The 23,422-nt window shown below is 67.1% G+C and carries 20 protein-coding genes; 6 read left to right on the top strand and 14 right to left on the bottom strand.

All coding sequences use genetic code 11. The features are described from left to right. The first annotated feature begins 1 nt into the window (after position 1). Positions 2 to 847 (top strand): LysR substrate-binding domain-containing protein, encoded by an 846-nt coding sequence (locus ACFYRU_RS20125; protein ID WP_387660925.1) that lies wholly within the window; start codon positions 2 to 4, stop codon positions 845 to 847. 862 nt (positions 848 to 1,709) lie between these two features. Then, the gene (locus ACFYRU_RS20120; RefSeq protein WP_387660922.1) at positions 1,710 to 2,645 is read left to right on the top strand and encodes a trypsin-like peptidase domain-containing protein; all 936 of its coding nucleotides are present in this window, start codon (positions 1,710 to 1,712) and stop codon (positions 2,643 to 2,645) included. A 179-nt stretch (positions 2,646 to 2,824) separates the two neighbouring features. On the opposite strand, the gene ACFYRU_RS20115 is transcribed toward ACFYRU_RS20120, so the two are convergent. Next, positions 2,825 to 3,016 (bottom strand): hypothetical protein, encoded by a 192-nt coding sequence (locus ACFYRU_RS20115; RefSeq protein ID WP_387660919.1) that lies wholly within the window; start codon positions 3,014 to 3,016, stop codon positions 2,825 to 2,827. Positions 3,017 to 3,287: 271 nt separating this feature from the next. Here ACFYRU_RS20115 and ACFYRU_RS20110 point away from each other — a divergent pair, with 271 nt between their 5' ends. Beyond that, entirely contained in the window at positions 3,288 to 4,223 is a 936-nt protein-coding gene (locus ACFYRU_RS20110) for a helix-turn-helix domain-containing protein (protein WP_387660916.1), read from the top strand. A 529-nt stretch (positions 4,224 to 4,752) separates the two neighbouring features. Here the strand turns inward: ACFYRU_RS20110 and ACFYRU_RS20105 are convergent. From ACFYRU_RS20105 to ACFYRU_RS20075, 7 genes are all read right to left on the bottom strand, one after another. Next, entirely contained in the window at positions 4,753 to 5,223 is a 471-nt protein-coding gene (locus ACFYRU_RS20105; RefSeq protein ID WP_387660913.1) for an FxsA family protein, read from the bottom strand. 104 nt (positions 5,224 to 5,327) lie between these two features. Then, a complete protein-coding gene (gene lnt, locus ACFYRU_RS20100) occupies positions 5,328 to 6,896 on the bottom strand; it encodes an apolipoprotein N-acyltransferase (protein ID WP_387660911.1) in 1,569 nt (522 codons plus the stop codon). A gap of 80 nt (positions 6,897 to 6,976) precedes the next feature. Beyond that, complete coding sequence (locus ACFYRU_RS20095) at positions 6,977 to 8,026, bottom strand: hypothetical protein (protein WP_387660908.1); 1,050 nt, start codon at positions 8,024 to 8,026, stop codon at positions 6,977 to 6,979. A 7-nt stretch (positions 8,027 to 8,033) separates the two neighbouring features. Next, positions 8,034 to 8,843 carry a carbohydrate ABC transporter permease gene (locus ACFYRU_RS20090; protein WP_387660905.1) on the bottom strand — a complete coding sequence of 270 codons (810 nt, stop codon included), beginning with the start codon at positions 8,841 to 8,843 and terminating at the stop codon, positions 8,034 to 8,036. Continuing rightward, positions 8,840 to 9,736 carry a carbohydrate ABC transporter permease gene (locus ACFYRU_RS20085; protein ID WP_387660902.1) on the bottom strand — a complete coding sequence of 299 codons (897 nt, stop codon included), beginning with the start codon at positions 9,734 to 9,736 and terminating at the stop codon, positions 8,840 to 8,842. The genes ACFYRU_RS20090 and ACFYRU_RS20085 overlap by 4 nt, the downstream gene beginning before the upstream one ends. Continuing rightward, a complete protein-coding gene (locus ACFYRU_RS20080; protein WP_387660899.1) occupies positions 9,727 to 10,989 on the bottom strand; it encodes an extracellular solute-binding protein in 1,263 nt (420 codons plus the stop codon). The genes ACFYRU_RS20085 and ACFYRU_RS20080 overlap by 10 nt, the downstream gene beginning before the upstream one ends. Before the next feature lie 35 nt (positions 10,990 to 11,024). Then, positions 11,025 to 11,924, bottom strand: a complete 900-nt coding sequence (locus ACFYRU_RS20075; RefSeq protein WP_387660897.1) for a MurR/RpiR family transcriptional regulator — start codon at positions 11,922 to 11,924, stop codon at positions 11,025 to 11,027. A gap of 178 nt (positions 11,925 to 12,102) precedes the next feature. Between ACFYRU_RS20075 and ACFYRU_RS20070 the strand changes: the two genes are divergently transcribed. After that, the gene (locus tag ACFYRU_RS20070) at positions 12,103 to 13,794 is read left to right on the top strand and encodes a bifunctional metallophosphatase/5'-nucleotidase (RefSeq protein ID WP_387660894.1); all 1,692 of its coding nucleotides are present in this window, start codon (positions 12,103 to 12,105) and stop codon (positions 13,792 to 13,794) included. Positions 13,795 to 14,221: 427 nt separating this feature from the next. Here the strand turns inward: ACFYRU_RS20070 and ACFYRU_RS20065 are convergent, their stop codons facing one another. From ACFYRU_RS20065 to ACFYRU_RS20045, 5 genes are read right to left on the bottom strand one after another with little or no spacing between them, the layout of a single operon-like run. Continuing rightward, positions 14,222 to 14,611 carry a hotdog domain-containing protein gene (locus ACFYRU_RS20065; protein WP_387660891.1) on the bottom strand — a complete coding sequence of 130 codons (390 nt, stop codon included), beginning with the start codon at positions 14,609 to 14,611 and terminating at the stop codon, positions 14,222 to 14,224. Continuing rightward, complete coding sequence (locus tag ACFYRU_RS20060) at positions 14,612 to 15,349, bottom strand: OAM dimerization domain-containing protein (protein ID WP_387660888.1); 738 nt, start codon at positions 15,347 to 15,349, stop codon at positions 14,612 to 14,614. Continuing rightward, entirely contained in the window at positions 15,346 to 16,911 is a 1,566-nt protein-coding gene (locus ACFYRU_RS20055; protein ID WP_387660885.1) for a lysine 5,6-aminomutase subunit alpha, read from the bottom strand. Before ACFYRU_RS20055 ends, ACFYRU_RS20060 begins: the two co-directional genes overlap by 4 nt. Next, the gene (locus tag ACFYRU_RS20050; RefSeq protein ID WP_387660882.1) at positions 16,896 to 18,482 is read right to left on the bottom strand and encodes an amidohydrolase; all 1,587 of its coding nucleotides are present in this window, start codon (positions 18,480 to 18,482) and stop codon (positions 16,896 to 16,898) included. Before ACFYRU_RS20050 ends, ACFYRU_RS20055 begins: the two co-directional genes overlap by 16 nt. A 3-nt stretch (positions 18,483 to 18,485) precedes the next feature. Next, entirely contained in the window at positions 18,486 to 19,520 is a 1,035-nt protein-coding gene (locus ACFYRU_RS20045) for an L-erythro-3,5-diaminohexanoate dehydrogenase (protein ID WP_387660879.1), read from the bottom strand. Positions 19,521 to 19,665: 145 nt separating this feature from the next. Here ACFYRU_RS20045 and ACFYRU_RS20040 point away from each other — a divergent pair, with 145 nt between their 5' ends. Together ACFYRU_RS20040 and ACFYRU_RS20035 are read left to right on the top strand one after the other, a co-directional pair. Continuing rightward, complete coding sequence (locus ACFYRU_RS20040; protein ID WP_387660876.1) at positions 19,666 to 21,129, top strand: KamA family radical SAM protein; 1,464 nt, start codon at positions 19,666 to 19,668, stop codon at positions 21,127 to 21,129. A 110-nt stretch (positions 21,130 to 21,239) separates the two neighbouring features. Beyond that, complete coding sequence (locus ACFYRU_RS20035) at positions 21,240 to 22,880, top strand: hypothetical protein (RefSeq protein ID WP_387660873.1); 1,641 nt, start codon at positions 21,240 to 21,242, stop codon at positions 22,878 to 22,880. Here ACFYRU_RS20035 and ACFYRU_RS20030 read toward each other — a convergent pair. After that, entirely contained in the window at positions 22,874 to 23,410 is a 537-nt protein-coding gene (locus tag ACFYRU_RS20030; protein WP_387660871.1) for a TetR/AcrR family transcriptional regulator, read from the bottom strand. The genes ACFYRU_RS20035 and ACFYRU_RS20030 overlap by 7 nt on opposite strands. Positions 23,411 to 23,422: the final 12 nt, after the last annotated feature.

The following is a 23,422-nucleotide window of genomic DNA, read 5'->3' as shown; positions in this document are numbered from 1 at the left end:
GATGGAACTACGCACGCTCCGGTACTTCGTCGCCGTCGCCGAGGAGCTCCACTTCGGCCGCGCCGCCACCCGTCTCTACATGAGCCAGCCTCCGCTGAGTCGGGCGATCCGCCAACTCGAAGCCGACCTCGGTACGGCGCTGTTCAACCGCTCCTCGGCCGGCGTCACCCTGACCGCCGCCGGAACCGCGCTGCTGGCCGATGCCCGCAACCTACTCGCCCAAGCCGACCAGGTCCGCACCCGGGTCGCCGCGGTCGCCGGCGCCACCTCGCTGACCGTCGGCATCCTCAGCGACAGCACCGACCCGGACATCTCCAGACTTGCCGCCGCCTACCGCGCCCGCCATCCGAACGTCGACATCCACATCCGCGAAGCCGACCTCGACGACCCCACCTGCGGCCTCCGCGCCGGCCTCGTCGACATCGCCCTCACCCGCGGCCCCTTCGACCAGACGGGCCTGCACGTCGTCGAACTCCGATCCGACCCGGTCGGCGTAGTACTCCGCTCCGACGACCCGCTCGCCATCCGCGAATCCCTCACCCTCGCCGACCTCGCCGACCGCCGCTGGTTCCAGTTCCCCGCCGGCACCGACCCGATCTGGCAGTCCTACTGGAACGGCAACCAACCCCGCGAAGGCCCGGTAGTCCGCGCCGTCCAGGAATGCCTCCAATCCGTCCTCTGGAACGCAACCATCGGCCTGACTCCCCTGCCCCACCCCAACCCCGGCCCAGAACTAACCACAATCCCCCTCACAGACCTCCCGCCCAGCCCAGTAGTAATCGCCTGGACCACCTCCACGCCCCTAACCCTCTCCTTCACCCAAACCGCCAGAACCATCTACAGGTAGAAGACCCCCGCGCGCTACGCGGCCGCTCCCTTCGTCGCTCCGCTCCTCAGACGCGCCCACTCCGCGCACTCCCTCCCGCCCCCCGCTTAGCGCGGTTGCATCCCCTTCCGGCTCCCGCCGGGATTTGCCGGCTCCCGCCGGCGAGCTGCTCGCTACCGCTCGCGAGTGACTACCCGGGCCAGCGAACTACCGAAGCGCCCGCCGGCGGGAGCGTCACCGACAGAACCCACGCGATCCGCCTACCGCAACGAATGCCCCTAGTCGGATCCATCCACTCACCAGCGGCGCAAGCTATGTCCAAGCCCTGGACCTCGCCATCTGAGGAACGAGCATGCGCATATGAGATCCGATGTCAACCTGACCCAGTCATGGGCGCTCCGATCTTGAGAACCAGTATGGCCGGCGACTCGAATCCCACGCCCCCGCCTTCTCGTCGAGAACGTCGCCTTGACTTGCGGCAACACACACCCATGTGGCAGGCATCTGACTGGGTCTGGCCCTGTCCGACGACGATCGTCGGTTTCGGTTGGCAGCGCAGAATCCGTGCTATGGCCCGCCTCATATGTTCCAGCCCTCGGGAATCGGCTCGTGATAGCTGGAACATGCGGGTGGTCTTCAGTCACATATCGAACAGGTGTATATGAAGGTGACAAGTCCAAGGAGCGGTGATGCACGACGGGTGCATTGACAATCCACGTCGTGGATAGACCAGAACTTCTCTAAATCCGCTCCACCGCTACCCGTTGCCGGCGCGGTGTGCTAGGCGGATGACAGACCGATCGGCCGATCTATGATGGGCCAATGGCGACGTCTGACGCGTCTGAGCTGATTCTGCAGCCTATCCGAGTGCTGGGAGCCGATCTTGGCGCGCATCCCTGACTTCCTGCTCGACTCCGTGATCTACCTCTACCCGTCACACCAGGACGCGCAGGCCGGAGAGCAGGTCGGCGGCACGGGCTTCCTGATTTCTGAGCCGGCCACGACACAGGGCGCTCCACGCGCCGTTTATGCCGTAACCAACAGCCACGTCATCCGAGAAGGAAGATCACCCGTCGTCAGGTTGAACAACAAGCAGGGCGGCATAGACGTTCTTGAGCTGGACGGCGACCAATGGCTGCACCATCCAGACGGGGATGACATCGCGATCTGCCCGATCCACCTGTCGGAGGCACACCGGTACTTCGCGATCGAGCGGACTCACTGGTTTATGACAGAGGACGAGTTGGCAACATTGAACGTAGGGCCAGGGGACGACGTGTTCTTTGTCGGACGCTACATTAATCATGAGGGTCGGCAGGAGAATAGTCCGACAGTGCGCCTGGGAATTATCTCAATGCTCCCGAGCGAGAAGATACTCCATCCACGGGGAACTCTCGTTGATAGCTTCCTGGTCGAAGCGCGGTCTCTGAGCGGCTATAGCGGGTCACCTGTATTCCTGAACCGGCAGCCCGGGAGCCCCTACCGCATGGAATGGGATGAGGACGCGCCCGAGCCCGGGCAAGCCCTGCGGTCCGCGCCCGGCAGGCGGGGAGTCATAGGCTTCATTGGGATTGACTGGGGTCATGATGCCGACTACAGGCCGGTCCTCGAGCCAGACAGGGTAACGCGAGTCCCGGGGCGTTGGGTGGTGGAGCAGAATTCCGGAATTATGCATGTCGCGCCAGCATGGAAACTTGCCGAATTTCTGCAGGACGAAGATCTGGTAAATATGCGGCGCGAGCAAGAACAAGAATGGGTGGATCAGCAGGCGAATCACTCCGACAGCGCCGGGACCGCACCGGGCGAGGCCCCCGAATAGCTGCTAGACGAAGGGTCGTCGTCATCGGGTTGTTTCAGCGAGCCTTGTTCGCTATCACTGCCCTGGAGGCGGCCTCCCAGGCCGTTGAGCCTTCGAATTCTCCGACTTCGAATATGTGAGTGGAGCGGTCAGGTCGGCAAGGCGGGGGAAACACGGGCTTACATGCCGACCTGACCGGACTAGCGCAGCTCCCTGCGGATCTGGGCTGCGAGATCTTGAACCTCGGGGCGGGTGATGGTCCAGCCGCGTTGCGTCGACAACAACCGGTCGACGTAGGCGGCGGCTATCCAGATGCCTCCCTCAAAGCCTTCGTCGTATCCGCGTCGCCAGGGCGAGTAGCGGTCAAGCAGGCGGTGGATCTTGCGGCGCATCAGTCGTCCAGCCACTCCGAGCCGATCTCATCTCGGTGGTAGCCGTGGTGGTGACCAAGGATGCAGCTACGGCCGTTGGCGGGATTCCTTCCGTCACAGTCGAAGTCTTGTGCAGCCCGCAGGATCGGCCACTCTGCGGACCTGTTCTCTGGCCCCGGCCTCGTTTCGGTCATGGCCAGATCCTGGCCCATGCGGCGGGGCGGATCGATCATTCCCGCGTATCCCTTGGTAGCGGGAGACAGGGATACAGAGCTTGGGTGACACTGGGGTCATGTCGTTCGGGAGTCGTCTCCAGGAGTACCGCGACCATCGCGGGTGGTCGCTTGGTGATCTGGCACGAGCGACGCACTTCAGCCGGTCCTATCTCTCGAATATCGAGAACGGCCGGAAGCCCGCGACCGATGAGGTCGCGCGGGCTTGTGACTCCGCATTGCGTGCGAAGGGCGAGCTGATCGCGGCGGCCCACCAGGACGCAACCGCGAAACTCAACGACACACCTTGGCAGACGGCCGAGCTGGTCTCTCGTCTGCAGTCGTCTGACACAACGCCGAACACCATCGAGGCGCTGCACTCGACCGTTGAGGAGCTGTGCTGCCAGTACAACCGGCGCGATGCGCTCGAGCTGCGTCAAGAAGCGCATGAATGGCTGCAGTACGTCGGGAGCCTCCTGCGGCGTCCGATTGGGCTGAGGGCACATACGGACCTGTTGGTGGCCGGCGGATGGCTTGCGTTGCTCGCGGGCTGTGTTGAGTACGACCTTGGGATGGGTACGGCGGCGGAGTCCACGCGGGTGGCGGCCGCGCAGCTCGGTGCGGAGGCGGGCCATCCGGAGATTGTTGGGTGGGGTCACGAGATGACAGCGTGGTTCGCTCTGACGCAGGGCCGGTTCCGGCAGGCGGTCGAGGCTTCGAGGCGGGGGCAAGCTGTTGCTCAGGGCACCAGTGTCCAGGTGCAGCTGCTCGCTCAGGAGGCCAAGGCGCGGGCGCGGCTTGGTGAATCAGGTCTGTCTACGCTGCTCGAATCAGGCCGTGATCTCCTCGCGGCTCTGCCGTACCCGGACCGGCCGGACAATCACTTCAAGGTGGATCCGGCGAAGTGGGACTACTACTCGATGGACATTCACCGGATGGCCGAGGACAACGTCCACGCCGGTGAGTACGCCGTATCCGTCGTCCGCGACAACATCGCACCGACGGCACCGAGTTGAGCCCGATGCGGGTGTCCGAGTGCAGACTGACGTTGGCGTTCGTCGCCGGGCGCGAGGGTGATCTCGAGCAGGCTGTCGGGCTCGGCGTCGAAGGGTTGAAGGACGGTCGGCAGAGCAAAGTCCATCTACGGATGATTGCTAGCGAGCTGGATCAGGAGCTGCGGCGGCGGTTTCCCGGCGAGGGCACTGTAGGCGGGCTGCAGGAGGCACTTCGGTCTGTCTGACCCACCGCGCGATTCACCGGGTGTCTGGGAAGAACAGTTCGCACGCACGGTCGGGGCTGACAGACGGCGCGGATTCCTTCGGGCCGACACACGGTGCTGTCTGGGTCACGCGTAAACGCTCAGCGACGAGTCACCGCGAGCGCCAGCGAGCAGCCCCCGGCGCCAGCCAGGGACCCGCGAGCGCCAGCGAGCAAGTGCCGGCGGTAGCCGGCCGCACCGGGCGCAAGCCCGGGGGTGGGTGGGGCGCGTGGAGTGGGTGCGGGAGGGAGCGGAGCGACCCGAGCACCCGCGGAGCGGGCGTAGGGCTACTTCTTTTCCGGGTCGATGACCTCGCCTTGGATTACGTCGCCGGAGGGGTGGTGGGGTTGGGTGGGGCCGGGGATGAAGGTGGTGAAGGCGGGTGGGGTGAGGGTGGTGGCTCGGCGGTTGATGAAGCGGGTTACTGCGCGGCGGGCCAGGGGGCGGGTGAAGGGGAGGATGAAGAAGAAGCCGAAGATGTCGGTGACGAAGCCTGGGGTGAGCAGGAGGGTGCCGCCGATCAGTACGAGGCCTCCGTCAGTCAGTTCGCGGCCGGGGAGCTTGCCGGTTTGCAGGGCCGACTGGAGAGCCTTCCAAGCACGGCGGCCTTCGCGTTTCACCAACCAGGCGCCCAGCGCGCTTTCGAGGATCAGCAGGCCGATGGTCGGCCAGCCGCCGATCGCATGGCCTACTTGGATGATCACGTAGATCTCCACGATGGGCACGAGCAACAGAGCCAGTCCGATGAGCCACGGCATTGTCAGGTTCCTTCCCGCAAGTTCACCCCAGTGTTACAGGTCGCGGCAGCCGTTCCCACGCCCTACCGCCGCGCTCGGGGGCCGCTCAGGGGATACCCCGACTGTCAGGCCGGCACCTTCTCGCGCTCCACCGCGGAACCCGACGCAGGCGGCGGGGTCTTGTCGGTGCGCGTACGACGACGGCCGACCAACGCGAGTACCAAGCCGAGGAGTCCCAGGGCGGTCAGAATCCACTGGGGCCAGCCGCCGATGATGGTCGCGAGGGTTTGGCCGTCCTTCAGGGGGACCTGGGTCACGTACACGTCGCGGGTGAATTGCGCCGACTTGTGTTCGACCGACCCGTCGGGCCGGATCACGCCGGAGATGCCGCTGGTGGAGGCGATCAGCACCGTACGGCCCGTCTCGATCGCGCGCATCCGGGTGATGGCGAACTGCTGCTCAGGCTGCCCCGTACCCCCGTACGTCGCGTTGTTCGTCTGCACGATCAGGACCTGCGCGCCGCCCTTCACCACGTCCGAGATGACGTTGTCGTACGCCAACTCGAAGCAGATCACGTCCCCGTACTTCACCCCGCGAATCGGCATCACCCCGGGCCCGACGCCGGGCACGGTCTGCGCGCCGACCATCTCGAGCCGGTGGATGTACGGCAGCAACTGGTCGCGGAACGGGATGTACTCACCGAACGGAACGGGATGCCGCTTCGCGTACCGCTGGCCCGGGCCGCTCACCGGGTCCCACACGATGCCCGTCGTCTGCCGCTCGTTCTCCCCCGGCCCCTCGGTGACCGCGCCGACCAGGATCGGCACGTTGACGGCGTGCACGGCTTCCTCGATGTCCGCCCGAGTCTCGTCGTCCTTGTACGGGTCGATGTCCGTGGAGTTCTCCGGCCAGATCACCAGGTCCGGCTTCTTCACCGTTCCCGCCTCGACGTCCTTCTGCAGGTCGAGCGTCGCCTGCAGGTGGTTGCGGGTCACGGTCCGCGCCCGGCCGAGGAACTCCAGCCCCTTGCCCGGTACGTTGCCCTGCACCATCGCGGCCGTCACGCTCTTCCCGTCGCCGGCGAGCGACAGGTGGATCAGCGCAGTGCCGAACACGATCGCGAGCCCCGCGACCAGCGACACGGCGCGCATCCGCAGCGCGGTCCCCCGGCGCAGTACGGCGTACACGAGCACGCCGAGGAACGCGACGACGAAGCTCAGCCCGGGGATCCCGACGTACGCCGCCAGCCGCCCGAGCGGAGCGTCCGCGAACGCCCACGCGAGCCGTCCCCACGGGAACCCGCCGAACGGCACCGACGCGGTCGCGAACTCGGTCGCCACCCACAGACAGGGAATCCACAGCGGCCACAACCGCAGCTTCAGCACCTGCGTCGCGAACAGCCCGAAGACCGCGTAGAACAGCCCCTCGAGAACCGCGAGCGCGATCGCGGCGTCCCCGCCGATCACACTCAGCCACGGAACGAGGACGGCGTAGTACGTGATCCCGAAGCCGGCGCCGACCAGGAAGCCGGCCTTCATCGAGATCCCGTGCAGCGCGGCCAGCAGCAGCGGCACGGCGACGATCGTCAGCCACGGCAGGTCGTGCGGCTCGAACGCGAACCCGAGCAGCGCCCCGGCGCCAACGGCCACCGCCACCCGCGGCAACAGCCGCCCCAGCGCCTTCAACCGGTCCACGCGGTACCCCTTGTCCTCACTTCACCGGCGGACGCCGGTCGCACGACCGTACAACGTCCCGGAGGCGCCAATGTATCCAGTCAGTCAGTCACCACCAGACGCGCGGCACCCGGCTCCAGCGTGAAACTCGCCGGGCACTCCCCGAACGAGCCAGTGGCCGGATCGAACGCCTTCACCGGGCCGGTCACTCCCAGTGTCACCTCACTGACCGAATCGTATCGGGCGTTGCAGACAAAAAGATGACGATCGCCGTACGCCCCGATGACCAACTCCCCTTCGTGCCGCACCGACTGCCACGCCAGCCCGTCCAGCGCCGCCCCGACCGGCCGAAGCCAGTCGTTGTTCAGCTGCCGTACGGCGTCGTACCGCGGCGTCGGCACCCCGTCGTGTACGAGCGCCGGCTGGAACCCCTCGCCCCGCGACGGGTCCGGCGTCCAGTAGGTGAAGTACTGGATCCCGGTGTACCCGTAGGCGAGCGCCGTGTTCACCTGCCAGGCCATCTCGGCGGCGGTCGGCGTACGGTGCCCGTCGTACCCGAGCGTCTGCACATACATCCACGCAGGCACCCCGGCCCGCGAAGCCGCCGACCGGATCGCCGACAGATCCGCGAAGTACCCCTCGTCGAAACCGGACGACAGGAACGGATACCGGTCGAACGACACCAGCTCCGGCCGGACCTGGTCGACGAAGTCTCCGACGTACGCCGAGTACTCCCCCGTCGCGTGACTCGGGAAGAGGTTGACGTACGGAAGGTATCCACGCTCCCGCACCGCCTCGACCCCGACGGCAAGCTCGGAGTACCGATCCGGGTAAGGCTCGTCCATCAAGCTGATCCCACGAAAGGAGTCGTACGGCGCGTAGTCGTCGATCACCTTCCCGATCAGCGCGCGCGTCTGTTCCGAAGGCAACGCGAGGTCCCGCATCACGACGTCGACCCGCGGGTCCGAGGCGACCAGCACACCCAGACCCACCTTCGAGGCGCACGACAGCGCATGCTTGAGGATCGTCTTGTCGCTCAGATAGTTGCCCGTGATCACCAGATCGATCCCGGCATCGGCGATCTCCTGGTACCGCTCCACGGTCGTCTCGTGCGGAGGTGGCGGCCAGAAGGCCGCGATCGTCAGCGTCATCAGGTCCTCATCGGTTCATGCCGGCAGTCAGGCCGGCGACGATCTGGCGCGTGGCCAGGACGAACAGCACCACCAGCGGGATCGTGGTCATCACCAGGCCGGCGAACAGCGTGCCCCAGTCGTTCTGGAACTCGCCGAAGAAGTGCGTCAGGCCGACCGGCAGCGTCAGCTTGCTCTCGTCCCGCATCAGCACCAGCGGATAGAAGAAGTCGTTCCACATCGGCACGAACTGGAACACCACGACGGTCGCGATCGCGGGCCGCACCAGCGGCATCATGATGTGCCAGAACGTCGCGAACATGCCGGCGCCGTCCAGCGATGCCGCCTCGTCCAGCTCGTCGGACAACTGGTGGAAGAACGCGGTCAGTACGAACACGTTGAACGGGATCGACCCCGCCGCGTAGACGAGCACCAGCCCGAGCCGCGAGTCCACCAGCCCCATGCTCTGCAACAGGTAGAACAGGGGCAGTACGCCGAGGTGCGCGGGCAGTGTCATGCCGCCGATGAAGTACGCCGTGAACAGCGAACGTCCACGGAACACCTGCCGCCCCAGCGGGTACGCCGCCAGCAGCGACACGGCCGCACCGAGTAGCACGGCCGCAACCACGACCACGACCGAGTTCACGACGTACGTCGAGAACGACGCCTCGGTCCACGCCTTCGAGTAGTTCGCCAGGCTCGGCCGCGACGGCAGTCCGAGCGGCTTGTCGAAGATCTCGCTGGTCGGCCGGAGCGAGCTGATCAGCATCACCAGCAACGGGGTCATCGAGAACGCCGCGTACCCCCAGAGCAGAACCTTCACCCACAGGGTCTTCACGAGCGACTCCGAAGCACCCGCTGCAGTACCAGCGTCGAGCCGAAGATGAACGCGAACATGAACACCGCGAGCGCCGACGACGTACCGATCGCGTTCACGTCACCCGAGGCGAACGCGGTCCGGTAGAACAGCAGGCCGAGTACGTCGGTCGCACCCGCCGGCGCGCCGTTCGAGCCGCCGAGCGCGTAGATCAGCGCGAACGCGTTCATCGACCCGATGAAGCTCAGGATCGTGACGGTCGCCATCGCCGGCCGCAGCAGCGGCAGCGTGATGTGCCAGAACACCCGCCACGAGCTCGCGCCGTCGGTCCGCGCGGCCTCGGAGTACTCCGGCGGGATCCCACCGAGCGCCGCGCTGAACAGCAGCATCGGGAAGCCGACCCACTGCCAGGTGTTGATCAGGATCACGGTCAGCAATGCAGTATTGGGGTCGCCGAGCCACGGCATCGCCAGCGATTCCAGGCCGGCGCCCCGCAACAGCGAGTTCACCGGCCCGAACGTTGGGCTGAGCAACAAAGTCCACAGGTAACCGATCACCAACGGGTTCACCAGGTACGGCAGCGCGAACATCGTCTGCAGTGCGCGCTTGCCCCGGCGGACGGCGAACAGCGCGACCGCGAACGCGAGCCCGAGCGTGTTCTGCACCAGGATCGTGCCCGCCAGCAGCAGGAAGTTGTGCCCGAGCGCGGCCAGCAACTCGTTCCGGAACACCTCGGTGAACAGGTGCGAGTAGTTGGACAGCCCAACGAAGGTCGACCGCAGCGTGCCCTTCCACTCGAACACGCTGTAGGTCAGGCCGGTGAACAACGGATAGACGACGAAGATCGAGTACAGCAGGAAGGCGGGGACGACGAACAGGTACGCCGTCCTCCGCCGGGTGCCGCTCAGAGCCATGTGGCCACGCTCTTGTCGAGCCGCTCCGCCGCCTGCTGCGCCGTGATGCGGCCGAGCAGCATCTCCTGCAACGCCTTCGAGAACACGGTCTGGGACGACGGGTTGCCGTAGGCGAATTCGTTCATGAAGTACGCCGCGCCGTGCTCCTTGAAGGTCGTCGACACGTCCTTCAGCAGCGGGTTCTTCGGCTCCACGCCGGGTACGGCGGAGAACTGCTCGAGCGTGTCGGTGTAGAGCTGGCCGTACTGCTTCGTCGCCAGCCAGGAGGCGAACTTCAGTGCCTCCTCCTTGTGCTTCGTCTTCGCGCTGACGCCGTACGAGCCGTCGGTGAAGCCCGGCATCAGGCCCTGGCCACCCGCCGGCGCCGGCGGTGTGAAGACGCCGAGGTCGATGCCCGGGGCGTTCTTCTTGAAAAAGCCGAGCTCCCACAGACCGCCCGGGTACATCGCGGCCTTGCCGGACGAGAACAGGATCTGCGCGTCGGTGTACGACACACCGGCGACGTTGTCGGGGAAGTACGGCTTGAGCTTGTTGAGCTCGTCGACACCGGCCACGAACGCCGGGTCGGTGAACTTCTTCTTCTTGGCCTTCACGTCGGCCAGGAACGCGTCACCACCCCACTGCGAGGTGCCGAAGATGCTGGCCGCGATCGGCAGCACCCAGTCGTCCTTGCCGCCGAACGCGAACGGGACGATCTTCTTCGCCTTCAGCTTGTCGGCCGCGGCGGTCATGTCGGCCCAGGTCTTCGGCGGCTCGATGCCGTTGTCGGCGAAGATCTTCTTGTTGTAGATGACCTGCAGCGTCTGGACGGCGAACGGGACGCCGTACACCTTCCCGTCCTTGTCGCCGGTCGCGGCGCGCAGGACGTTCTTGTCGAAGTCCTTCAGGGCCGGGACCTCTTCGGTCGTCAGCGGGGTCAGGCGACCCGCCTCGACCAGCGGCTGGAGCTGGGCGCCGGGGCGCAGCCAGGCCAGGTCGGGACCGCTGTCACCGGCGAGACCGGTGGCCAGGATCGTGTCGTACTCGGTCGCCGCGGTGAAGGACCGCGCGTCGACGTGGACGTTCGGATTCTCCTTCTCGTACTCGGCGAACATCTTGTCGTAGTTCTCCTCCGGTCCCCAGCCCCAGACCGACAGCGTGATCTTGCTGCCGGACGAGCCGGAGTCGGACGAGGAGGAGTTGTTGTTGCTGGGTGCACACGCGGCAGTGACGCAGAGCAGGGCTGCGGCTGCCAGGCCGGCTAGACGGCGCATGGCGGATGTCTCCTGGGGTCAGCGTTGCGATGGATTCAACGTTGCGGCAGGCGATGCCTGTCGATGACCTCGGTGGCCGAGGTCAGCAGCAGGTCCGTGGTCTCGTGGGTGCGCTGGACGACGCCGACGTACAGGCAGTCCAGTACGAGCATCTGTGGGTGCCGGGCCGCCATGGCGCCGGCCCGGAACGGGCTGCTTTCGCCGGCCGCGGTGGTCAGCACGATGTCGGCCACCTCGGCCAGCGGACTGCGAGGGAAGTTGGTGATCGCGATGGTGGTGGCACCGCGGTCACGGGCGACGGTCAGCGGTTCGACCACCTCTGCGGTCGTGCCACTGTGCGAGACGGCAACGGCGACGTCTCGGTGGTCACGGGCGTTCGCACTGGCGAGCGCGTTGTGTACGTCGGTCCACAGCGCGCACGGGCGTCCCGCCGCATGCAGCCGCAGCTGCAGGTCCAGCGTGATGCCCGCGCTGCCGGAGACCGCGAAGAAGTCGGTGAACCTGGCCCGGACCAGTGCGGCGGCGGCCCGGTCGAGCGCGGCGACGTCCAGCTGGGCGGCGGTCTCGTCCATCGCGGCGGTGTCGCTCATGACGAGGCTCTGCAGAACCTGACTGGTCGGGTCGTCCGGCGCGAAGGTGATTGCCCTGCGCAACGGACCGTTCGCCCGGCTGCGGCCGAGCTCGGTGGCCAGCGCGAGCCGGAGCTCCGGGTACCCGCCGAGGCCGAGGCCACGGCAGAACCGCGTGATCGTGGTCAGCGACGTACCGCAGCGCTCCCCGAGTTCGGTGATCGTGCAGGCGGCAACCACGTCGGGCTCGGCGAGGATCACCTCCGCGATCCGGCGGTGTGCCGCGGACAGCGTCGGCTCGACGCCGCGGATCCTGGTGAGGATCCCGCCGGCCGTCGGTGAATACCTCTCATCGCGCTCTGCCATGAGAGGAATTTGCTCCATTCACACTTCTGATGTCAACAGTTCACTCTGATTTGCAGCCTGCATCGTTGGAACTGATGTGAACTATTCCCACTAATGGCCGGATCCGGCGGGACTCTTTACTCATCGGGTGGTCCTGTCTACAGTCACCGCCGACCAGACCTTCCCGGGAGGGACGCTCATGCGTAAACCGATCGCCGCACTGGCGCTGCTGGCCGGCACCGTGCTGCTGCCCAGTCAGGCCGGGGCCGTCAGCCTCGCCACCGACCACACGTCGAGCGCGGCCCAGAGCCGTACCGTCGACGTCCAACTGCTCGGTCTCAACGACTTCCACTCCGGTCTCTCGTCCAGCTTCGGGATGACCCCGAACGGGCCGGTGCCGGCCGGCGGCATCGACTACCTCGCCGCGCAGTTCGACCGGCTGCAACGCACCAACCCGACCGGCACGCTGCGGGTCGCCGCCGGTGACAACATCTCGTCGACCTCGGTGAACGCGACCGTGCAGCACGACGAGCCGACCATCGACGCACTGAACAAGCTCCGGCTGGACGTGTCCAGCGTCGGCAACCACGAGTTCGACGAGGGCCTGACCGAGCTCCGCCGGATGCAGAACGGCGGCTGTCACCCGATCGACGGCTGCTCGGTACCGGGCTTCCGCGGCGCCGCCTTTCCGTTCCTCGCCGCGAACATCGTCGACCCGCGGACCGGCGCACCGGTGATGCCGCCGTACATCGTGAAGAACGTGAACGGGGTTCAGGTCGGCATCATCGGCCTGACGCACAAGAACTCGCTCAAGGAGGCACCCGGCCCGACCGCGCCGCTCGAGGGGCTCGACGAGGCCGCCACGGTCAACAAGTACACCGCCGAACTCAAGGCGAAGGGTGTGCACACGATCGTCGTACTGATCCACCAGGGCGGCGGGCAGACCGGCGGCGGACTGCCGAACCAGTGCAACACCCTGAACGGCGCGATCAAGGACATCGTCGCGAACTTCGACCCCGAGGTCGACGCGGTGTTCTCGGCGCACACGCACAACGCCTACAACTGCGAGATCAACGGCATCCCGGTGATCCAGACCTCCGGGTACGGCCGGGAGATCGCCCGGATCACGCTCACCGTCGACCGGAAGACCGACCAGGTCGTCGCACACCAGGCGGAGAACGTCACCGTCACCCACGACATCACCCCGGACGGCCGCTTCACCCAGCTCAAGCGGGCCAGCGACCTGCGGTCGCAGCCGCTGGTCGACCGGCCGGTCGGCATGATCGCCGGCGACCTGACCGCGACCCGGAACGCGGCCGGCGAGTCGACGATGGCGTACGTACTCGCGGACGCCCGGCTGGACGCCACCTCGGCGCCGGACAAGGGCGGCGCGCAGATCGCGATCCAGCCGCCGTACGGCGGTGGCATCGGTGGCGACCTGATCGTCAGCCCGACCGGGAACGACCTGCCCAACGTCGTCACGCACGGCGAGGCGCTGCGGGTGCAGCCGTTCAGCAACATGCTGGTGACGATGACGCTGACCGGTGAGCAGGTACACCGGCTGCTCGAACAGCAGTGGTGCGGGCAGACCACGGCCCGGGTGCTCGGTGTCTCGCGTGGTTTCACGTTCACCTACGACAACGCCCGGCCGGCCTGCGACAAGATCGACCCGGCGAGCATCAAGCTGAACGGCGTCCCGATCGACCCGGCCGCGAACTACCGGGTGACAGCGAACTCGTTCATCGCTACCGGTGGTGACGGCTTCAGCGTGCTGACCGAGGGCACCGACCGGGTCGAGAAGGCGCGCGACCTCGAGGCCTTCGAGAGCTACCTGCAGAAGAACACCCCGGTGAAGGTGCCGGCGCTCGGCCGGATCACCCGCCTCAACTAGTCACACCGATGGAATTCACCCGGTAAAAGAGGAAAGAGGCTCGGCGCGCCTTCGGACCAACCGGCGATGCGCTGGCTGCGAACCGTCCGGCTGTTGTCTACTGGCCGCCGAGCCTCTTCCACCTCTGCCCCGCGGGGGGCTTACCACCGGCGATCTCAGCCCCCGTCGACTCAAGCCTGGCACTGGCCTGGTCAGCGTCGCGGGATCATCCGGTGGCCGAACTTCGTGTGACCGTTGAACAAACGGGATATGACGACTCCCAAAACGATGCTCGCTGGCGGCGACGGTGTCAACCTCTCCCCCGGCTCTTTGAGCCCGTTGTAACACTATCGCCTGCCCTACAAGGGAAAACGAATTACCCTCATTCAAGTCACGTTACAGAGCGATGTCGGCACTCCACGTGATCGTTACCCAGGGCAACCAATCGTCACCCAACCGGTACGACCACGGTCCCCTTGGCCCGGGTGATCTCCAGCGGCACGTCCAGCACCTCGGCCGCCGACTCGGACACGTCCGGACGGCCGCGGCAGACCACGTACGCGCTGAAGTCGAGCTCCCGGCTGCGGTTGCCGACCCGGGAGATCGTTGCCTTCACCTCCACGACGTCGCCGGCCCGCAGCGGCTGCAGGAACTGCACGTCGGAGTACGACGCGAACAGGCCCTCGTCGCCGTCGGCCTGGATGCAGACCTCGGTCGCCACATCCCCGAACAGGCCGAGCACGTACGCGCCGTCGACCAGGTTCCCGGCGTAGTGCGCGTGGCTGTACGGGACGTACCGGCGATGCGTGACGGTCAGACCAATAGTTGCCTTCGACACCTAAGCGCTCCTCTTCGTGACCAATGCGTCGACCAGGTAGCTGGCCACCTCACCCGGCGTCGTACCGCGGCCGAAGACCCGGTCCACCCCCAGCTCGCCCGCCATCTGCTCGGTGAAACGGGGGCCGCCGGCAACAAGTACGGGACGGGTGTCCTCGGAGTACGCCTCCCGGAACGCGGCCGACATCTCCTTGGTGTTCAGCACATGCGCCTCGCGCTGCGTCACCACCTGGGAGACCAGGATCGCGTCCGCCTTCTCCGCCCGCGCCCGCCGGACCAGCTCCGGTACGGCGACCTGCGCGCCGAGGTTCACCACCTTCACCTCGCGGTAGTACTCCAGGCCCTTCTCGCCCGCGAAGCCCTTGATGTTGAGGATCGCGTCGATGCCGACCGTGTGCGCGTCGGTGCCGATGCACGCACCGACCACGGTGAGCCGGCGGCGCAGGCTCTTCCGGATCGCGAGGTTGACCTCCTTCGGCGACAGCAGCGGGTAGTCGCGCTCGACGACCTCGACCTTGGAGGTGTCGACGAGGTGGTTCACCGGGCCGTAGACGACGAAGAACGTGAAGTCCGGGCCGATCGGCTTGGAGTGCACGACCAGCGCCGGGTCCATGCCCATCTTGTTGGCCAGCTGCACCGCGGCGCCCTCGGCCCGCTTGTCGTGCGGGACAGGCAGCGTCAACGACAACTGGACCATGCCGTCACCGGTGGTGTCGCCGTACGGACGAATGATGCTCACTTCGACTCCAGCAACTCGATAGCGGGGTTGTAGTACTCCGACGACTTGCGCGCGACGCCGTCGAGACCGCGGCCGGCGTCCTGCGGACGTTTCATCAGTCCGAAGGTGCCGTCGCCGATCGCGTTCAGCAGTCCGTCGTCGACGATCCGCTCCAGCAGTTCCACGGACTCCCCCAGCACCTGTCGCGCCCGCTGGGCGATGAACCCGTTGGGCTCCGGCCGGAAGTCCTCGTGCAGGTTGCCGGCGGCACCCAGTACGTAGCGGACGTTCTGCAGGGCCAGGTCGCGGTCCGAGATCCACGGCGTGACGACCGCCTCGGTCATCATCCCGACCAGCAGGATGCCCTGTCCGGTCATCGCGCCGACCAGGTTGAAGAACCCGTCCAGCAGGTACCCGCGGAACACGTCGCCGGTCATGTGCCGGGTCGGCGGCATCCACTTCAGCGGCGCGTTCGGGAACAGCTGCCGCGCGAGCATCGCGTGCGCCAGCTCGAGCCGGAACGAGTCCGGAATGTCCGGGTTGATCTCGAACGCGTGCCCGAGCCCGAGCTGCCAGTCCTCGAGCCCCGCTTCCTTCGCGAAGTACTCGTTGAGCAGCTGCGAGACGGTCACCGTGTGCGCGGCCTCGACCGCGTCCGCGGTGGTCAGGTAGTTGTCCTCGCCGGTGTTGATGATGATCCCGGCGCGGGCGTGGATCTGCCGGCTGAACCGCTGGTCCACGAAGGTCCGGATCGGGTTGATGTCGCGGAACAGGATCCCGTACATCGAGTCGTTCAGCATCATGTCGAGCCGTTCGAGCCCGGCCAGCGTCGCGATCTCCGGCATGCACAGCCCGGACGCGTAGTTGGTCAGCCGGACGTAGCGGCCGAGTTCCTTCGACGACTCGTCCAGGGCGGCGCGCATCAGGCGGAAGTTCTCCTGCGTCGCGTACGTACCGGCGAAGCCCTCGCGGGTCGCGCCCTCCGGTACGTAGTCGAGCAGCGACTGCCCGGTCGAGCGGATCACCGCGATGATGTCGGCGCCTTCGCGGGCGGCCGCCTGCGCCTGCGGGATGTCCTCGTAGATGTCGCCGGTGGCAACGATCAGGTAGATCCACGGCCGCTGCTCCGGATCGCCGTGCCGCTTGATCAGCCGGTCCCGCTCACGCCGCCGCCCGTCGATCCGCTTCATCCCGGCCGCCGCGGCCTTGCGCGCTGCCGTACGAGCCTTCGCTGCGTCACGTCCTTCCGGGAGACGGAACGTGACCGAGCCAGACGCGGCCTTCTGCGCGAGGACGGCCAGGTCCTCGGCCTCACCGCGGAGCAACGCGTCCCAGACAGGCAGCGCGAGCCCGTGCTCCAGCCCGACGTCGGCGCGGACGGTGTCGGCGAGCCGGTTCACCCACGGGATGCCTTCGGTGTCGGCGCCGGTCAGCCCGGCGAGCCGCAGTACCGCTCGCTCCACCGACACCGTGGTGTGCTGTTGAGCGAGGTTGACGATCGGCTTGCCGGCCTTGCGGGCCAGGCTGCGCGCCTTCCGGACGGTGACCGGATCAAGGTCGAGCTTCTTCACTGTGACGACCATCCCTCGGCTTCGTAGATCACGCGGCCGCCGACAGCGGTCCGCAAGCAGGTCGGCGTACCTTCGCTGAGATCCGGCAGTACCGGCACGCCGGCGCGCGGATCCGTCGACCAGGCGGCGACCCGCTGGTCCGGGGTCTGGACCACGAGCTCGGCGTCGCTCTGCCAGATCGCGTACGTCGCGGCCGTACTCGGCGCGAGGACGCCGGCGTCGTCGATCCCGACCGCCCGCCAACCGCCGCGGGTATGCGCCTGGAACGCCGCGCGGACGGTGATCCGCTCGGACGGCTCGTGGTGGAACGCGGCCGCGCGGACGGCCTCCCAACCACCGAGCTCGGTCACCGGCGCGTCCGATCCGAAGGCGAGGACGACGCCCGCGCGGGCGAGCGAACCGAGCGGGTTCATGCCCTGCCAGCGGTCGCCGACGCGCTCGGCGTACATCCCGTCCGGACCGCCCCACAGCCCGTCGAACATCGGCTGCACACTGGCCACCACACCACAGCGGGCGAGCGTCGCGATCGTTGCCTCGTCGACCATTTCGACGTGCTCGAGACGGTGGCGCGCGGCAACCAATGCCTGGACGCCGACCTTCTCGGCGGCGAGCTCGAAGCCGCGCGCGATGTTCTCCAGGGCCTGGTCGCCGATGCAGTGGAACCCTGCCTGCACGTTCCGTTCGGTACACGCGATCACGTGCTCGGCGATCTGCTCGGGCGTCAGGTACGCGTGCCCGCGGTGGTCGGCCCGATCGGCGTACGGCGCCTTCAACGCGGCCGTACGTGAACCGAGGGCACCGTCCGCGTTGAGGTCACCGGCCAGACCGGCCAGTCCGTACGTCCCGAGGTGCTCGAACGCGCCGGGCTCACCCCAGTAGAGCGTCGCCGACAACCCGAGCTCCTCCGCGACCTCACGCACGATCGGCAACTCCCACAACGGCCCGATGTGCGGCGCAGCCATCTCGTGGAACGCCCCGATACCTTTCGAGGCCATCGCCCGCAGGGCCGCTTCGATGTGAGTTCGTACCTGGTCCGGCCCGATCAGCTCGCTCAACGCGTCCCGAACGGCGTGGTGAGCATCCCGCTCCAACCGCCCAGAACTGTCGAAGCCGGAGCCTTTCGCCGCCGGGAACAGGGCGGAGGAGATCACGCCCGAGTGACCGTCGACGCGCGCCAGGTACACCCGCCGCCCACCGGCCGCCGCGTCCAGCTCCTCGGCCGACGGCGGGCGACCCTCGGGCCACTTGGTCTCGTCCCATCCGGCGCCGTCGATCACCGCGTCCTCGGGGAGGCCGGCGGCGAACGCTGCCAAGCGGTCCAGGGCGTCCGCGAGGGACGTCGTACCAGTGAGGTCGAGACCGGTCAGCACCGCGCCTGTGCCGGCGGTGTGGACGTGGGCGTCCACGAAGGCCGGCGTGACCAGCTTGCCGTCGAGGTCGATCACCTCGTCGGCGCCGTCGGCGTACGCACCCGCGCCGGTGTCGTCGCCGAGCCAGGTCACCACCCCGTCGTCGAAGGCGATCGCGGTCGCATGCGGATCGGCGGGCGAGTAGACGGAACCGTTCGTCAGAAGTGTGCGCACGCCCTAATCCTCCGCCAGCCTGCTCTCGAACAGACCACGGACACCCGGCTCGGACCGCAACAGCTCCATGGCGTACTCCGCATGACCTGGCACGTACCCGTTGCCGACGAGCATCGTCACGTCCGCCGCCAGCCCTTCCGCACCAAGGGCCGCGGCCGAGAACGACGTCGCCATCGAGAAGAAGATCACCGTGCCGCCGGCGGCCGTCGACAGTACGGCGCCGTGCTCACAGCCGGGGACGTCGACGCAGACGACGGTGATGTCCGCGGGCTCCCCCACGGCCGCTGCGAGCGCGACGGGATCGCGCGCATCCGCCAACGCGACGACGTCCGCGAGGCCGGCCTCGGTCAGCCGATCGTGCTCGGCCTGGAACGGGACGATGCCGATGGTCCGCGCCGCACCTGCCCGGCGCGCGGCGGCCAGCGAGAGCGAGCCGGACTTGCCTGCGCCGCCAATTACTGACACGACAGGCTTTATGCCTTTGTCGACATACGATTTCACCACTCGAGCCGTCAGCGCAGGCGCGCCGCACACGTCCATGACGGCCAGTGACAGCTCCGGCTTCAGGTCGTCGGGGAGCTTCGCGACGATCGACCGGGCGAACAGGATCGCGTGACCCTGCGCCGGGACCTGCTCGCTCCTGCCGTCCCAGTCCTTCAGCCCGTCGGTGATCCGCAGCGGGGTCAGCGTGAGACTCACCAGCGTCGCCACCCGATCGCCGGGCTTGACTCCGAGTGGCGAGTCCGGGCCGGCCTCGTCGACGACGCCGACGAGCATCCCGCCGGAACCGGTCACCGGGTTCTGCATCTTGCCGCGGGTCTCGACGATGTCCAGGACCGCGCGGCGGATCGCCGTACCGTCACCGTCGTGCGCCTCGGCGAGCTGGCGGTACGACGCGGCGTCGAGGTTCAGGCGCTCTACGGCGATCCGGACCTCGTCGGGCCAGATCTCGGGACGCGCGTCGAGTTTCTCCGCCGCCTGCGGCAACACGCCGGACGGCGCGAGTACGCGATGCAGTCCTACCGGGCTCGACGACACGGGTCCTCCTCTGAGCGGGTCAGGCAAAATACTACCCAAAGTAGGCCTGGACGAGAATTCTTCCGGCGTACTGTTGGATCTGAGGGAAGTTCTATCGCTATCCTCACATCAGACCGCATCATCCCTTGACGCCACGGAGGCACCCGTGACCGACCTGATCACCCCGGAGCTGGCTCGTTCGGAGCCCGGCGACGGCCAGCCGTACGTATACCGGCGGGCCGAGCTGGTGGAACCGGACTGGACCCGGCTACCCGGCTGGAAGGACGTCACGGCCGAGGAGTGGCGCTCGGTGCAGTGGCAGCGGTCGCACTGCGTGAAGAACGTGAAGCAGTTGCGTGACGTGATGGGCGACCTGCTCGAGGACCGGTTCTACGACGACCTGACCCGCGACCAGGCCGAGCGCGCGACGATGTCGATGCTGCTGCCGCCACAGATGCTGAACACGATCGTTCCTTCGGGCGCGCCGGACTACACGGAGGCGTTCTACGCCGACCCGGTCCGCCGGTACATGCTCCCGGTGTTCACCGACCGCCGTACGGACTGGCCGTCGCATCCGCATGCGACCCGGGACTCGCTGCACGAGCACGAGATGTGGGCCACGGAGGGGTTGACCCACAGGTACCCGACGAAGGTCCTCGCGGAGATCCTGCCGACGTGCCCGCAGTACTGCGGTCACTGCACCCGGATGGACCTGGTCGGCAACTCGACACCGGTGATCGACAAGCTCAAGTTCGTCGCGAAGCCGCAGACCCGGCTCGACGACATGCTCGACTACCTGCGCCGTACGCCGGGCGTCCGGGACGTCGTCGTGTCCGGCGGTGACGTCGCGAACATGCCGTGGCCGCGGCTCGAGGCGTTCCTGATGAGCCTGCTCGAGATCGAGAACATCCGCGACATCCGGATGGCGACCAAGGCGCTGATGGGAATGCCACAGCACTGGCTGTCGTCCGACGTCCTGTCGGGTGTGGAGCGGGTCGCTTCGATCGCGCGCGACCGGGGCGTGATGCTGGCGATGCACACTCATGTGAACGCGGCCCAGTCGGTGACGCCGCTGGTCGCCGAGGCGTCGAAGGCGATGCTCGAGGCGGGTCTGCGGGACGTACGCAACCAGGGCGTCCTGATGCGCGGCGTCAACGACTCGATCCCGCAGCTGCTCGACCTGTGCTTCGCGTTGCTCGACGGCGCGAACGTCACGCCGTACTACTTCTACATGTGCGACATGATCCCGTTCTCGGAGCACTGGCGGGTGTCGGTCCGGGACGCGCAGCACCTGCAGCACGGGATCCTCGGGTACCTGCCCGGCTTCGCGACGCCGCGGATCGTCTGCGACGTCCCGTACGTCGGGAAGCGCTGGGTGCACCAGCTGTCCGAGTACGACGAGGTCCGCGGCATCTCGTACTGGAAGAAGAACTACCGCACCGGCATCGAACAGCAGGACCCGGAAGCGCTGAACCGGACGTACGAGTACTACGACCCGATCGACTCGCTCCCGCTCGAGGGCCAGAACTGGTGGCGCGAACACGCCGGCAACCACCTCGCCGAAGCCGAAGCCCGAGCCGCCGCCTCCCGCACCGCCGCCGAGGCCCAGAAACTCCTCGACCTCAACTGACCAGACCAGTCTTCGGTGCCACCGCAGGGGGCGGCACCGAAGACTGCAACTTCCTGCAACTTCCTCAGCGTGACCCGTTGGATGCGCTCGGCAACCGTTAGCATCCTGGGGTGATTCGTAGGGTTGTCGGTGTAGCGCTGGCATTGGTGGGCCTGATTGTTGCTGCTGTGGGTGGCGTGGTCGCGTTCTGGTTGATCGGTCCGGACGACACGGTCCACTCGGGCGAGCAGTCACTGAGCAGCAAGGGATTGGCGATCGCCAGCACCCCGGAGCTGCTCAACCGAAACGGCCCCGTCCTGCACGTCGACGTACGCTCCACGAAGAACCAGCCGGTCTTCCTAGGAGTGGCCCGAGACTTCGACGTCGCCAGCTACCTCACGGGCATCGCTCACACGAAGCTCGTCCAGATCCGGTTCCCGATCGCGCTGTCCACCGAGGATTCCAAGGGTGCCGCCGGCCCGCTCACCGCACCGAACACCCTCGACTGGTGGATCACCAAGGCAAACGGGCCTGGTACCCAGTCCATCGCCTGGCCCATCGAGGACGGCCCGTACGAGATAGTCATCATGAATGCCGACGGCAACACCGCCCCCGAGGTCCGGGTCGACTTCGGCATCGAGATCCCACAGGCGTTCCGCACAGCCGTGATCATCTTCGCCGTCGGGCTCGTCCTGCTGGTCGTGGGACTCCTTCTCATCCTGGTCCGCCGTAGGCCCACGCCGCAGACTCCGGTTCACGCCTTGCCGCAATCACCCACGCGGCAGGGCGCACCGTCCGAGCCCGCGAGACGCGTCATCGCGCTCGTCGGCGCCTTCACCCTGCTGACCGCTTGCGCTGCGATCCCACAGGCCGACACGGTGACCACCCTCACCCGCCCAGCAATAACTTCCGAAGCAGCCGCCGGCCTGATCGAGCACCACAACCAGGTCAGCGCTCAGGCCAACGAGACCAGCGATGACAAGCTTCTTGCTTCCGTCGAAGGCGGCACCCTCCTGCGCGAGACCCAGGCCTGGTACAAGGCGGTACGCGCAGTGAAGGGCAAGCCGGGAGGGACCTGGCCATTGGCTGCGCCGGAGATCGGCGTTCCACAGTTCGGTAGCTATCCGATGCGCTTTCTCAGCGTTTCCCGGTTCACTGGGCACAGCGAGTCTCGACACCTGGGCCTCTGGGAACGGCACGCCGCCGGAAGCCCGTGGCTGATGACATTCGCCGGCAACGTGAAGTCGACGGTGAAGCTCCCGGACGTGACCGATCTCAGACCGGCGACCGCTGCCGACGACGATCGGCTCGCAGCAGCGCCTCGCGGCGCCGTCGACGGCCTGGCAAAGTACCTCACCGAGGGACCCAAGTCACCGCGCGCGGCGGCGTTCCAGCCGAGCGAAGACATCACGAAACTGTTCGCGGACATCGCCGCGGACAAAGCCAGGCTCAAGAAGGACGGCCCGGCTGTCCGCGGCATCACCAACGCGTTTACATCCCCCGCAGCGGCACCAGCGTTCATGACCAAGTCGGGCTCGGCGTTGGTCTTCGCCTCCATCACCCACGACTACACGATGCTCATCGGAGCGAACTGGCAATACTCGTGGACTGGTTTCCCGCAGGTCGGATTCAGTCCGGCCACGGCGCACTATGAGAGCGCCCTCACGTCGACGACGATTCACGACGCGGTGCTGCTGATCCCGCCGAAGGGCCACGGCAAGATCCAGGTCCTCTCCCTGGCGAGCGCTCTCGTGGATGCCGGCGGTTATTGACGGAACGCTTCGGCGGCCAACGCGGGTAGGGCGTCGAGGTCGTTGGTGGTTGTGCGGTGGAGGGTTTCGTTGAAGAGGTAGCGGAGGCGGGCGGACAGTAGGGCGGCTTCGAGTTTCGGGACTGCCGCGGCGAGGGCTTCTTCGCGGAGGTCGTGGAGTTCTCGGAGGCGGCTCCGGAGGGTGGGGCTGTCGAGGATCATTCGGGCGAACTCCGGGCCGGAGTAGCCGAGGAGTGGGTCGCGGCGATCGAGCGCTTCGTCGTACCAAGCTCGCAGCGCCTCCAACGGCGTGGTGCCGGCGGGGCGACTGGCTACGACGGCTGCCGGGCTTCGGACGAACGACTCGTGGATGTCCAGCGCGAGGTCTTCCTTGCGTGGGAAGTAGTTCGTGACCGTCATCTTGGCGACGTCCGCGGCGGCGGCGATCGCCGCGATCGTCACCGATTCGAAGCCGTGCTCGATGAACAGCCGGGTGGCTACGTCCGAGATCGATTGGCGGGTGCGCAGCCGGCGTTCTTCACGTAGTCCCATGGGTCAAGAGTT

Source organism: Kribbella sp. NPDC004536 (assembly GCF_042873835.1).
In the GTDB taxonomy this organism is placed as follows: domain Bacteria; phylum Actinomycetota; class Actinomycetes; order Propionibacteriales; family Kribbellaceae; genus Kribbella.
The sequence above is the reverse complement of the archived record's forward strand: the minus strand, read 5'-3'. Positions and strand labels throughout refer to the sequence as shown.